This is a genomic window from Ignavibacteriota bacterium, assembly GCA_016708125.1.
Taxonomy (GTDB): Bacteria; Bacteroidota; Ignavibacteria; order Ignavibacteriales; family Melioribacteraceae.
Genome location: JADJGF010000001.1, coordinates 2,158,710 through 2,171,926 on the forward strand (window position 1 = coordinate 2,158,710; position 13,217 = coordinate 2,171,926).

The following is a 13,217-nucleotide window of genomic DNA, read 5'->3' on the forward strand; positions in this document are numbered from 1 at the left end:
TATAATATGTGCGGGAGATTTGAAAACAGAATTCGTGAAGATTGGATGATGCAGAAGTTTGCAGAATTTAATGTGAACGTATTTTTTAGAATAGTGGATAAGCTGCGTAAAAAGGAAAATATTGCTCCAACAAATTCTATACTTACATTAACTAAAGATGATTCTGATATACTTGCGGATACAAATAAATGGGGGATTAAGTTTTCTGAGGATTCGCCTTGATTATTTAATTCAAGAATTGAGACAATATCATTCATAAAATTTTAGAAAATAAATTTGATAAAAACATTTATTCTAACAAAATTTCTGTGTTTTGAAAAGTAGAAACCTTAGAATATTATTTTCCATAACCAGAAAATGTTTTTGTTTAGGTTTTTAACAATAATAAAGCAAGAATGATTTATATAATTATAACAATATTAAATATTCATTAATATTATTGTAGTTTCACAAAAAGGAGAAAATAATTGAATATAAACAACCAACCAACTCAAGACCTTAAATTAATTAGATATGGAATAATATTATTCCTACTTGGTTTGATTACTGGTTTTGCTGTACCAATAATGGAAAATACTAGGATGGGTTTATCAGTCATCTTGAAGGTGTAATGAATGGAATTTTATTAATAATTTTTGGATTAATTTGGCCAAAATTAAATTTATCGAATAAACAATTCCAATTGACTTTTATACTTTCCATATTTGGAACATATACAAATTGGGTTACAACTCTGCTGGCTGGATTCTGGGGAGCAGGTCACAATGTCTATTGGCATTGAGTTAGATGATGAGGATAATTTTAAATTAATAATTTAAAAAAAGGTTGATAATGAATTATAAAATAAATGATAATGTGTTTGAAAAATTCCCTAACGTAGAAACAAAAAACTTAATTTTGGAAAGTTTTACAATTCAAGATGCAAATGAAATATTTATTATTCGCTCAGATGATAGAGTAACAAAATATTTAGATAGAGACAATCATAAATCTATTGATGATACTAAGGAAATGATTCAAAGAATAATTAAGTCGTATGAAGACAAAACCGGAATTAATTGGATTATTCGTGAAAAGTTATCATCTGAAGTAGTTGGTTATATAGGTTATTGGACTCTTATAAGAGAAAGTGCTAGAGCAGAAATTGGTTATGCATTAAAACCAGAATATTGGGGAAAAGGTTATATGTCGGAAGTTTTTCAAAAAATAATTAAATTTGGATTTAATGAATTCGGGTTACATAGTATTATGGGTAATGTCAATCCTCTAAATATTAAATCAATAAAAGTTTTGGAAAAATTTGGATTCAAGAAAGAAGCTTATTTTAGAGAAGATTATCTTTACAATGGGAAGTATTTAGATAGTGCTATATATTGTCTAATAGAAACAGATTTGCTTTGAACTATCACATAACTAACAACTCAATACCAAAAGAAACGGAGTAAGCAATCCGACTACCAATTGAGCATTAAAAAAAATAGACCAAATATAGCATTACCATAAGGAAAAAATATGAAAAATCATCTTGAAAGTGCTATCACTCAATTTGATAATGGTTTTAATTGTGCCCAATCAGTTTTATTTTCTTTTTGTGAAGAATTGAATCTCGATAAAGATATTGCATTAAAAATGTCGTGCGGTTTTGGCGGTGGAATGGGAAGAAAGGAAGAAGTTTGTGGAACTTTAACCGGCGGTATAATGGTTATTGGTTTAAAATATGGTAAAGATTCAAATGGTGAAAATGAAAATACTGAAGTAACCTATATCAAAACAAGAGAATTGATGAATCGTTTTACTGAAAAACATGGTACTTATATTTGCAGAAAATTATTAAATGAATGTGATTTAACAAATGAAGCTGGGCAAAAGAATTTTACGGAATTAGATTTGAAAAACAGAGTATGTAAGAATTGTATGGCAACAGTTGTTAATTATCTCGAAGAAATAATTTAATTAGTTAAAGCGCACACTTAATTAAAGTTCAAACTGATAACGGAGCCAAGTCATTATATGGCAAAATAAAATTTAAATTTATGTCTAAAAGAATTATCATTTTCATCATATTATTTGCTATAGTTCATTTCATCTTTTCAATAATATCAGTATTAAATGGAATGACAATTTTTAGTGGGCCAAAAACAAATACTGAGATATTTTTGTCATACTTAATGAATATTTTGTTATTTCCATTAAATATTTTATTACGAAATGTAAGTTTTGTAAATCTATGGGCACAAACTATAATAATTTTCTTAAACAGTTTGATATCTGGAGGATTATTCTCAATTATATATTTTTTAATTATTAAAAGTAAATTAGCGAGAAATGTAGAAGGCAATTAATCATTCAAAAAAAAACATATAACGAACAAATTCCCGCACAATACAGAAATAAATTGGATATTAGGTAAGCTTAAATATTATTGGCGTACAAAGTTGAAAAGAGTTTGAATATGTTAATAGGTCGATAAAATAAATTTAATTTGGAATTGAAGGTGAATAATTTGATTATACCTTATGAAGTAATTAACTGGGAAGAAATATTAAAAAGTGAACATGCGGGAACTTCCGGGATTGCATTTTATGAGTGGAAGAAAGAAAATAAAAAGAAAGTACCTTATAGAATATTTTTGAAAAATGAGGAGATGTTTTTTGTTCCGGGACTTTACAATAAGGATAAGGAAGGGAATAAGTCGGTTTCTTTAATTACAACCGAACCGAATGAATTTATGAAAGAAATACACAATAGAATGCCGGTAATATTGAATTTGAAAGATGCCGTTGAATTTTTAAGCGGAGATGTAAACAGTAATTTTGAAAAATGTGTTCCATACAAAGATGAAAAAAATATGGAAATGGAAGCTGCGGAGATTTAGTAATACTTTAGTTATTTTGAATATATAAATTTACATCTCATTAATAAGATAAGTAACAAATAAATTTTAATAAGAATCGCTTATATAACAACTATTCTTTTCTTTGAAATTAAAGTAAGACTTGATTGTGTGATTTCTAATTAATAGAGACAATATGATGAAGCGATACAATAATAGCTTTTGCTATTGTTTTATAATAATATTTATTTCATTTAGTTGCAGTAATAATAAAACAGAATTTCCCACACCGAAAAAGAATGCAGTTAATGAAAGTTTTGTTTTCAATTCCGGTAAATTTCAATGTGGACAAAAAGAATATAAAGCAGACTATGGAACAATAACCGTCCCGGAAAATAGAAGTAACAACTTATCAAGAGTAATTCACCTTCCTGTAATTCGTATTCATGCTAAATCTGAGAATCTAAAAGAACCAATATTTGGATTGACTGGAGGACCCGGTCAAACCAATATGAATTGGTTGCCAATTGATTCGTTGTTATATGACCATGATTTTGTGATGGTTGGTTACAGAGGTGTGGATGGTTCTACAGTTCTTGATTGTCCAGAAGTAACAGAAGCAATGATAAATAGCGGTGATGATCTTCTAAGTGAAAGTTCTTTGAAAAATATTAGTAAAAGTTGGGTAGAAAGTTTTAATCGCTTTAAATCAGCGAGGATAGATATAGATGGATATACAATTCCGGAAACTATTGAAGATATGGAAGTCGTTAGAAAAATATTTAAGTACGAGCGAATAAATATTTTAAGTGAAAGTTACGGTACAAGAATAGCTTATATTTATGGATTAAAACACCCATCAAAGATTTTTCGTACTGCCATGATTGGAGTAAATACTCCAGGCAATTTTATTTGGGACCCGATCAAAACTGATGAGCTAATTAAATATTATTCCAATTTGTGGGCAAAGGATTCAGAGAAATTAAAATTAAGTAATGATCTTGCCGGTACTATGAAAAAGGTATTAAATAACATGCCAAAAAAATGGCTATTCTTTTCAATCAATCCGGGGAAAGTTAAAGCAGCAACATTTGGAATGCTGATGCATAGAAATACTTCTGCAATGGTTTTCGATGCATTTATTGCTGCTGAAAAAGGCGATTACAGCGGATTAGCTATTATGTCTCTTGCTTTTGATTATACATTCCCAAGAATGATGCTGTATGGAGATATTGTAACAAAAGCGGTAAGCGCAGATTTAGATTATGCTAAAAATATTCAATTTGGAAAAACTGAACAGAATAAAATATTAGGTGATCCACTCAATGAAATTATTTGGAAAACATTTTTTTTAAGTGGAATTAGTATAAAAATGATTCCCGAGGAATTACGGACACCAAAGGATACAAATGTCGAAACCTTAATGCTGAGCGGCAGTGTTGATTTTGCCAATCCACCAAAATTTGCAAATGAATTTCTAAAATACTTTAAGAATGGTAAGCAAATTATTCTTTCGGAATATGGTCATGTCGGCGATTTAAGATATTTGAATCAAACAATGAGTGATAAAATAATTATAAATTATTACAACAATGGTATAATTAAAACTGAATTAATAAAATATATTCCAATGGATTTTAATGTTAAATGGGGCTTTCCAATAATAGCAAAAATAGCTCTAATTTCAATTGCAATTTTAGTAATAGTTCTGCTTGCGATTTTATATTGGATATTCAGAAAAATACAACGTCATAGACATAAAACATCATTGATAAAAAATAATCTAATACATGAGTAAAAGACAAAGGATCTTTAAATATTAGTAAATCTATAAATCCATTAGTATTATAAACTTAGAATTTTATTATCGTCATTTACGATAAGCTACATTGTCAAGGCATCTTTAGGTAACTCGTAATTCATTATTTGGGACTCTTTCCTATTTTCAATACAAGCTCACCAGTCATTTCAATATATCAAAGTACAGTTAAATAAATAATATAAATAACTAACTGAAAATTTATTTTTGTTATTATAATAAAGTAATCATAGTTTTATAAAAATATTTTGATAATTAATATCAAAAAATATTTATTAATAATTATGAAAATTATTCTTATTCTATATTTTGTTTCTTTACTAATTGGATGCAATTTTCAGAATGAAAAATTTGAATCAGATATTAAATACGTACAAAAAAATCGTCGAATAATATCTGTAAAAAATAGAACATACTATATTGATCCCAATATTGGAAGTGATACAAATATAGGCATAGAAAAATCTATGCCTTGGAAATCATTCAAAAATATTAATAAATTAATTTTAACTGAAGGAAATCGTGTAGAAATATTATCAAGCGGAAAATTCTATGAATCATTATTTATTATTGGCAAAGGATCAGAGGAAAATCCAATAGAAATATTTTTTGCAGAAGGTAGGTATGATTTTTATCCAACAAATGCATTAAGAAAAAAGTTCCATATTTCAAATTCAAATGACTCTCCGGATTCGTTAAAATCAATTGCATTTTATTTTTTAGATTCAAAAAATATTAATATAAAAGCTAAAAATGCCGATGTTATTATGAGAGGTAAAGTTATTGAAGTTTGCATCAACAATTGTGAAAATGTTTATATTGAAGGATTTAGTTTCGACTACAGTAGACCAACAGTTTCTGAATTTATTGTAGAAAATATCTCTGATAAATTTGCCGATGTAAAAGTTCATAAGGATTCAGATTATTTAATTCAAAGTGGAAAATTAATCTGGATTGGTGAAGGATGGCAGCACGAAGCCAATTCGCTTTGGCAAATATTTAATCCTAAAAGTAAAGAAATTTATCGACATAGTATTCCTATTGAAGATCTTCATTTTGAGGAAAAAAGTAAAAATCAATTAAGGATTAATTTTGATAAAAATCCCGGATTCATTAAAAGAGTGATATATCAAAATCGTGATACTTTCCGTGATTATGCAGCAGTATTTATAAATGAAAGCAAAAATATTACATGGAAAAATATAAATGTTTACTTTATGCATGGTATGGGATTTGTAAATCAGTTTAGTGAAAACTTAATTTATGATTCCATAATTGTAGTTCCAAGAAAAGATTCTGAGAGAACTTCTGCTGCTTGGGCTGATATTCTTCATTTCTCAAGCTGTAGAGGTAATATTGAAATAAGCAATTCGTTTTTATCTGCAGCCAACGATGATGCAATAAATGTTCATGGAACACATTTGAAAGTAACAGAAATTTTATCTGATAAGAAAATTAGAGTAAGGTATATGCATCCACAAACTTATGGATTTAATGCTTTTAAATCTGACGATAGTATTGAATTTATTAATTCGATGAGTTTATTACCTAAAAGCAAAAATATTGTATTAAATTCGGTGATGTTAGATGAAAAAGAAATCGAAATTACATTTAAGGAAAAAATGTCAAAAAATATTCAAACAAATGATGTAATTGAAAATATTACTTGGTCTCCAAATTTTAAAATTACTAATACAAAAATAACTCAAATACCAACACGTGGAATTCTTGTAACAACAAGAGGTAAAATTATAATTGAATATAATGAATTTCTCAAAACTCATATGAGCGCAATTTTAATTGCCGATGATGCAAATAGTTGGTTTGAATCTGGTTATGTTAATGATGCGACAATTTTCAATAACAAGTTCATTGAATGTGGGGAACCTGTTGTAAATATTCACCCTGAAAATCTGAAAGTATTTGACAATAAATATATTCATAAAAATATAAATGTATTGAACAACTATTTTCAGCTAAATAATAATTTAGCATTTTCAGTTAAAAACAGTAGTAATATATTATTTGAGAATAACATTATAAACTCAACACAAATAAAAGAAAATCAAAACTATGTTAAAATAGAAAACTGCGCGAATGCCAAGATCGTTAGTAATTATATAAATAGCACAAAAATAAATTGAAACTAAATCAACTAAATTATTCTATTATAATCTCGTCAAGAAATAAAAAAGATATGCCTTACTTTTATTATAACCGATTTGTCCAACGCGTACAGTAAACGGTTCGGTAAAGATTCCATTTTTATGATCATCATTCTACTTCTAAATTTTATAATTATTTTAAAATTTAAATTGTCATTGGAAATAAAATATATAACTGATTTCAGCAGTAAAATCCATGATTTAATTTCATTTTGAAAATTGGCTTAATGAAGACATATCAGTTTTAGACCACGTCATATTTACAGATAATGGTTTTACATCATTTGTCGAACTGAGAATTATATAATCTTTTTAATTCGACCAATAAAATTGTTCAATGTCAGAATAATTTGTATATCCTAATTCATTCAATATTATCAACATAATTTAGTATTATACAACAAATGAAATTAGTCAATTAAATAAAATGAGATACACATGATAAAGCAAATATTTATTCTAATATTCAATTTATTGATTGTAATTCTATCGGCTCAAACTAATGAAATTCATGTTTCAATAAATGGAAGTGATCTAAATGAAGGAACAATTTCAAGCCCCTTTAAAACAATTAGTCGAGCAGCTCAAGAAGCAATGCCAGGTGACATAATTACCGTACATGAAGGTATTTATCGAGAACAAATTATACCACCAAGAGGTGGAAACTCAAACCAAGAAAGAATTATTTATGAAGCAGGAGAAGGAGAGAAAGTCGAAATAAGAGGCTCCGAAATAATCAAAGGATGGAAAAAGGTAAATAATAACATTTGGGAAGTAAAGATTCCAGTTACATTTTTTGGGAAATTTAATCCATATAAAGATATTATCCATGGTGATTGGTTTTTTCCCACACCAGAAGACCGCATTTACCATACCGGAGCTGTTTATTTAAATGGCAATTGGTTAATGGAAGCATATAAAAAAGAAGAAGTAATAGAAACAATAGACGAAAAAAATCTACTCTGGTATTCTGAAACAAATTCAGATACAACAACAATATGGGCACAATTCTATAATGCAAATCCAAATATTGAAACAGTAGAAATAAATGTTAGGCAAACAATTTTTTATCCGGATAAACCATTCATCAATTTCATTACAGTAAGTGGTTTTATAATGCAGCATGCCGCAACAAATTGGGCTCCGCCAACAGCAGAACAAATGGGACTAATTGGAACTCATTGGAGTAGAGGATGGGTTATTGAAAATAATATAATTAAATACTCTAAGTGTGTTGGTTTGTCGTTAGGCAAATATGGAGATCAGTTTGATAATAAAGATACAGAATCTGCAGAAGGTTATGTCGGTACAATAAATCGAGCTTTAGAATTTGGTTGGAACAAAGGAACAATAGGTGGTCATATAGTTAAAAACAATATAATTGCTTATTGTGAACAATCAGGAATAGTAGGAAGTATGGGTTGTGCATTTAGTACAATTACAGGCAATACCATTCATAATATTTATGAAAGGCGACTGTTTTCAGGTGCAGAAATGGCAGGCATAAAATTTCATGGTGCTGTAGATGTAATCATAGAAAATAACCATATCTATTCAGTTAATATTGGAATTTGGCTTGACTGGATGGCACAAGGTGCACAAATTAATAAAAATCTAATGCATAATAATCTGACTGATATTTTTCTTGAAGTTAATCATGGTCCAACTCTTGTAAGTAATAATATTATGCTTTCACCGCATAATCTTGTATTGAATTCAAGCGGAGTAGCTGTAGTTCATAATCTATTTAGTGGAAAAATTGATGCGTTGTATTACGATTCAAGATTGACTCCATATCTTAAACCTCATTCGACATATATAGAATCATTTTCGGAAAATCAAAGTGGAGATTTGCAGTTTTATAATAATCTTTTTGTAAGTGGAAGCGATGTAAGTCAATATAGTAAAGCCATATTACCAGTTATTTTTGATGGGAATGTATTTACAAAAGGAAGTAAAAGACCAAATGCTGATTCAATTGAAAAAAAATATGGTGAATTAAATGAGAATGGAAAAGAGAAATTAAAAACCATTGAATCTATCTCTGCGATTGAAAGAAACTCAATAAATGCAACAGACATCGACACAAATTTGAAATTCATTAAGGAAGGTGAAAATATATTTCTTGAAACTAATATGAATCAGAATTGGGTTACTGAACAAAAACGAACCATGGTAACAACAAATATATTAGATATAGCAATAGTTCCAAAACTTAGGTTTGATAATGCTGATGGTTCAATATTGAAAATTGATACTGATTATTTTGGCAAAGTACGCAATAAAATATTGCCTTCACCTGGTCCTTTTGAGGATATTCAAAATGGAAGAGTAAAAATCAAAGTATGGTAAATAAATTAAATAAAATTTCTTATTGTAAATAATATTAAAACATATTCTCTGCTATAGAATAATTAGATATTAATTAGCCCTTCCCACAAAGAAGTGCTTTTTCTTTTTAAACCACCACAAACCAACCAATTTAACAATAACAAAACAAGAAGGAGGCATCCGTATGTACACACCGGCCCTATCTGAGGAGCTAATCAGGAAACTTTATCAACTTAAGCAGGTTGAGAAAAAACCAATGACTGTTTTAATCAATGAAGTAGATGAGGAATGGTTAAATAACAAAAATAATATTCTAAGGGGTAAATAGTGGAAACAAAAATTAATTTTATATATGAGCTACAAGTAGAAGTAGAAATGATGTCGCAAAATTATTTTTTAAAATTCTCCAAAGACAAATGAATATTTTAGAGTATCAATTCATCCTGATTTGAAACCAATATTAAAAAGTTAATATTTGAAATTATTGTCGGAAAAATTCTAAATAACGAAATGGTTGATAATATTGGAAAGCATAATAATTGAATATAATTTCTGCAAATACAACAGCAATGCATACTTTAAAACAAAAAAGCCTCGTAAATTATTATATTACAAGGCTTTATAAGCGGGGCCGACGAGACTCGAACTCGCGACCTCCTGCGTGACAGACAGTCGCATTTCTTTTATTTTACTATAAAATCCGAACATTTATCGAGTCGGTACAATGTCGGTACATCCTTGAAGGAGAATTATTTATGTTTCTTTCAAAGGATACCAAATCACCATATTTCCAAGTTATCTATTTTGTTAATGGTAGAAGAACAAAAGTTTCTACAAAAACAACTATCAAAAGTGAAGCGGAAAAATTTCTAAAATCTTTTGTCCCGAAACAAAAAGAAAAAATTATAGAAATAGAGCAACTGAAAGAGAAAAAGGTTTCTGTAAAATTAAGCTCATTTATCGTAGAATATAAAACTTACATAAAGAATACTTATTCAGAAAAATATCTAAAAAAAGCCGTTCATCCTTCTTTCATAGCTTTACAAAAGCATATTTTTGATATGCCACTACAAATGATTTCAACAAGAATTATTGATCAGTTCATATCTTCAGTCTCAGCAAGTTCAAAACATTCAGCATCTCTTTATTATCGCACTTTAAAAGCAGCGTTTAACAAAGCTTTAGTCTGGAATTATATTGAAGTAAATCCATTTCAAAAAATTAAATCTCCTAAAGTTCCTAAATCTTTTCCGATTTTTATCTCGGAAAGTGAATTGATAGAAATTCTTAACAACACTGATATGCAACTTATGAAAGATATTTTCATAACTGCATTTTATACTGGTATGCGTCTTGGAGAGTTACTAAATATGAAATGGAACTGGATTGATTTCTCTCAGAATATTATCATTATCAAAAACTCAAATGAATTTAATTCCAAAAATAAATGCGAAAGAATTATTCCAATTCATCAAAAAGTTAAATCCATATTTCAAACTCTTTATCAACTTAGCAAAGATCAAAATAGTTTAGTTTTTTACCGTAAGAAAAATATTATTCTAAATGAAGATTTTGTAAGTAAACAATTTAAAAAATCAGTTAGGACAGCAAAGCTAAATGATAAAATTCACTTTCATTCGCTTCGGCATTCTTTCGCTTCGGCATTAGTTCAGCGTGGTATTTCTCTGTATGCGGTTAAAGAACTTTTAGGGCACGGAAATATTAAAACAACTCAAATTTATGCTCATTTGCAGAAAGATAACTTAAAAGAAGCAGTAAATTTGTTATAATTAAACATTTTTGCTTTCACAATTAGTGCTTTGCGCATTCTTTTCAACTTGAATTGTTGAATGCACTATTCCAAATTTATTATGAAGTTGCTCACAAACTTTACTTAAAAATTTATCATCTTTCTGTTCATCCGGAATAACAAGATGAACAGTTAAAGCTGTTTCAGTTGTGCTCATCGCCCAGATATGTAAGTCGTGAATTTCTTTTACTCCATCTATCGAGTACAAGTAATCTTGAACTTTTTCAAAATCTATATCTCTCGGTACAGCATCCATCGATAGGTGAAAAGAATCCTTGAGTAATCCCCACGTTCCTATAGTAATTACAACTACTATTATAAGACTTATTATTGGATCAATTAAATAAAAACCTGTAAGATTTATAAGAAGTCCTGCTGCAACAACCCCAAGTGAAACACCAGCATCTGTAGCCATATGAAGAAAAGCACCTTTAATGTTTAAATCCTTTTCTCTTCCTTTCAAAAATAGCAATGCAGTTAATGTATTTATTATTACTCCCACACCAGCAACAATAATCATTGTTGTTCCGCCAATTGGTTCCGGTTCAGCAATTTTTCTGATTGCTTCAATCATTATAGCTCCAATCGCTATTAATAGAATTATTGCATTAAACAACGCGGCAAGAATTGTTGATTTTCTTAATCCATAAGTTCTGCTTTTCGTTGTTGCAGTTTTAGCAAGATAAGCTCCACCCCAAGCTAGTATTAATCCTAATACATCACTGAAATTATGCCCCGCATCCGCCAGCAAAGCCATAGAATTTATTAATAATCCATATATTATTTCAACAACTATATATATAATATTTAATGCTATTCCAAAGCCGAAAGTTTTGTTATAATTTTTTATTTTGTTTGTATGATGGTGAACTTTTTCCATATGTACCTCTATTTTGCCAATTTAAAAATTCTAAACGCTCCTCTAATAACAATTACAAAAACAATACTTCCTATTATTAAATCTGGTTTGTTTGATGAAAGAAGATTTACTAGAAAACCTGCAGCAATTACACCAAGATTAACTATAATATCATTTGATGTAAATATCATACTTGCTTTCATATGTGCATCTTCACTTTTTTGTTTTTGTAAAAGATAAAGACAAATCATATTAGCAAAAAGGCAAATGTTGCAACGATCATCATTGTTTTATAATCGGGCAGTTCTTCAATACCTAAAAAACGTCTTAAGACTTCTATAAATCCCAAAACAGCCAATCCTAATTGAATATAACCGCTCAGCCTTGCTATATTCCTTTTTTTTGCGACCGCTTTACCAATAGCATATAAACTTAATCCGTAAACAGAAGCATCGGCAAACATATCGAGGGAATCGGCAACTAATCCCATTGATTTTGAAATCCAGCCAAATAAAAATTCAATTAAAAAGAAAGCTGCATTTATTACTAGAACAACTATCAGTACATTTTTTTCATTTCTATTAACTTCAACTATAGGCAGTTCCTCAACTTCCTGAAATGATACAATTGAAGAATCATATTTTAATTCATCTATCAATGAAGTAATTAACTCAGTGTCTCCTTTGTGCAAGATTGTAAGCTTTCTGTTTACAAGATCAAACTCAAGTTTTTTAATAGAGTCTAACCCATCAAGTTTCATCCTAATCATTCTTTCTTCCGACGGACAATCCATTTTTGAAATTTTATAGACAGATTTTTCCATCATATCGCTTCCTCACCTCTTTCATTTGTTCTTATTTTCACAACGTCATTTACTTCTGTGATAAAAATTTTCCCATCGCCCGGATTGCCGGTGTGAGCCGTTCTTTGAATTATATCTACTACTTCATCAACAATTTTATGATGAACAACCAATTCGATTTTAATCCTTTTTACAAACTCATATAATCCCTCGCTGATATTATCTTTTTCATCTTTGGCTTTTGTTTTCCCAAATCCTTTTATTTCCGAAATCGTAATACCGGGCAGCCCTTCTATTTTATTCAGTTCGGTTATTATTGCATCCAGTTTGAAATCTCTTATAATTGCTTTTATTTCTTTCATAAATTTTTCCTTTAAGATTCATTCAAAATTGTTTTCTTCTATTTGTTTCTGTGGACACTTAATACTTCCATAAGAACAGAAAATACAGCATTCACTTTTTTTTGGTTTTAACATTTTTCCACATTGTGTGCATTCGTAAAAATGCACACAAACATTTAACGGCATATCTTCTTCTTTTGCGAATCCACAAAAAGAACATTTTACTTTTGATTTTGTTATTACATTTTTCATCTTTA

13 protein-coding genes and 1 pseudogene are annotated in these 13,217 nt (G+C 28.8%); 10 read left to right on the forward strand and 4 right to left on the reverse strand.

Going from position 1 to position 13,217, the window contains the following annotated elements:
* The first annotated feature begins 6 nt into the window (after positions 1–6).
* The 10 genes from IPH62_09520 to IPH62_09565 all read left to right on the forward strand — a co-directional run bounded on the left by IPH62_09520 (position 7) and on the right by IPH62_09565 (position 10,938).
* A complete protein-coding gene (locus tag IPH62_09520) occupies positions 7–222 on the forward strand; it encodes a hypothetical protein (protein MBK7105511.1) in 216 nt (71 codons plus the stop codon).
* 388 nt (positions 223–610) lie between these two features.
* Positions 611–781, forward strand: coding sequence for a hypothetical protein (locus IPH62_09525; protein MBK7105512.1), 171 nt, complete (start codon positions 611–613; stop codon positions 779–781).
* Positions 782–831: 50 nt separating this feature from the next.
* Positions 832–1,401: a GNAT family N-acetyltransferase gene (locus IPH62_09530; protein ID MBK7105513.1), complete on the forward strand. Its 570-nt coding sequence runs from the start codon at positions 832–834 to the stop codon at positions 1,399–1,401.
* A gap of 111 nt (positions 1,402–1,512) precedes the next feature.
* Entirely contained in the window at positions 1,513–1,953 is a 441-nt protein-coding gene (locus IPH62_09535) for a C_GCAxxG_C_C family protein (GenBank protein MBK7105514.1), read from the forward strand.
* 541 nt (positions 1,954–2,494) lie between these two features.
* Positions 2,495–2,875, forward strand: a complete 381-nt coding sequence (locus IPH62_09540) for an SOS response-associated peptidase family protein (GenBank protein ID MBK7105515.1) — start codon at positions 2,495–2,497, stop codon at positions 2,873–2,875.
* Positions 2,876–3,029: 154 nt separating this feature from the next.
* Positions 3,030–4,631: an alpha/beta fold hydrolase gene (locus IPH62_09545; GenBank protein MBK7105516.1), complete on the forward strand. Its 1,602-nt coding sequence runs from the start codon at positions 3,030–3,032 to the stop codon at positions 4,629–4,631.
* Between the two features lie 305 nt (positions 4,632–4,936).
* Complete coding sequence (locus IPH62_09550) at positions 4,937–6,796, forward strand: hypothetical protein (protein MBK7105517.1); 1,860 nt, start codon at positions 4,937–4,939, stop codon at positions 6,794–6,796.
* A gap of 459 nt (positions 6,797–7,255) precedes the next feature.
* The gene (locus IPH62_09555) at positions 7,256–9,169 is read left to right on the forward strand and encodes a right-handed parallel beta-helix repeat-containing protein (GenBank protein ID MBK7105518.1); all 1,914 of its coding nucleotides are present in this window, start codon (positions 7,256–7,258) and stop codon (positions 9,167–9,169) included.
* A 163-nt stretch (positions 9,170–9,332) separates the two neighbouring features.
* A complete protein-coding gene (locus tag IPH62_09560) occupies positions 9,333–9,476 on the forward strand; it encodes a hypothetical protein (protein ID MBK7105519.1) in 144 nt (47 codons plus the stop codon).
* Between the two features lie 427 nt (positions 9,477–9,903).
* Positions 9,904–10,938: a site-specific integrase gene (locus IPH62_09565; protein MBK7105520.1), complete on the forward strand. Its 1,035-nt coding sequence runs from the start codon at positions 9,904–9,906 to the stop codon at positions 10,936–10,938.
* Here IPH62_09565 and IPH62_09570 read toward each other — a convergent pair whose 3' ends face one another.
* The 4 genes and pseudogenes from IPH62_09570 to IPH62_09585 all read right to left on the reverse strand — a co-directional run bounded on the left by IPH62_09570 (position 10,939) and on the right by IPH62_09585 (position 13,212).
* A complete protein-coding gene (locus tag IPH62_09570; protein MBK7105521.1) occupies positions 10,939–11,838 on the reverse strand; it encodes a cation transporter in 900 nt (299 codons plus the stop codon).
* Between the two features lie 8 nt (positions 11,839–11,846).
* A pseudogene (locus tag IPH62_09575) lies at positions 11,847–12,640 on the reverse strand (cation transporter).
* A complete protein-coding gene (locus tag IPH62_09580; GenBank protein MBK7105522.1) occupies positions 12,640–12,981 on the reverse strand; it encodes a P-II family nitrogen regulator in 342 nt (113 codons plus the stop codon). Before IPH62_09580 ends, IPH62_09575 begins: the two are co-directional and overlap by 1 nt.
* 18 nt (positions 12,982–12,999) lie before the next feature.
* A complete protein-coding gene (locus IPH62_09585; GenBank protein ID MBK7105523.1) occupies positions 13,000–13,212 on the reverse strand; it encodes a hypothetical protein in 213 nt (70 codons plus the stop codon).
* Between the last annotated feature and the right edge of the window lie 5 nt (positions 13,213–13,217).

Bases quoted from the DNA above. Each gene is read 5' to 3' on its own strand.
- IPH62_09520 (MBK7105511.1), top strand. From the start codon at position 7: ATGTGCGGGAGATTTGAAAACAGAATTCGTGAAGATTGGATGATGCAG.
- IPH62_09525 (MBK7105512.1), top strand. From the start codon at position 611: ATGAATGGAATTTTATTAATAATTTTTGGATTAATTTGGCCAAAATTA.
- IPH62_09530 (MBK7105513.1), top strand. From the start codon at position 832: ATGAATTATAAAATAAATGATAATGTGTTTGAAAAATTCCCTAACGTA.
- IPH62_09535 (MBK7105514.1), top strand. From the start codon at position 1,513: ATGAAAAATCATCTTGAAAGTGCTATCACTCAATTTGATAATGGTTTT.
- IPH62_09545 (MBK7105516.1), top strand. From the start codon at position 3,030: ATGATGAAGCGATACAATAATAGCTTTTGCTATTGTTTTATAATAATA.
- IPH62_09550 (MBK7105517.1), top strand. From the start codon at position 4,937: ATGAAAATTATTCTTATTCTATATTTTGTTTCTTTACTAATTGGATGC.
- IPH62_09555 (MBK7105518.1), top strand. From the start codon at position 7,256: ATGATAAAGCAAATATTTATTCTAATATTCAATTTATTGATTGTAATT.
- IPH62_09560 (MBK7105519.1), top strand. From the start codon at position 9,333: ATGTACACACCGGCCCTATCTGAGGAGCTAATCAGGAAACTTTATCAA.
- IPH62_09565 (MBK7105520.1), top strand. From the start codon at position 9,904: ATGTTTCTTTCAAAGGATACCAAATCACCATATTTCCAAGTTATCTAT.
- IPH62_09570 (MBK7105521.1), bottom strand. From the start codon at position 11,838: ATGGAAAAAGTTCACCATCATACAAACAAAATAAAAAATTATAACAAA.
- IPH62_09580 (MBK7105522.1), bottom strand. From the start codon at position 12,981: ATGAAAGAAATAAAAGCAATTATAAGAGATTTCAAACTGGATGCAATA.
- IPH62_09585 (MBK7105523.1), bottom strand. From the start codon at position 13,212: ATGAAAAATGTAATAACAAAATCAAAAGTAAAATGTTCTTTTTGTGGA.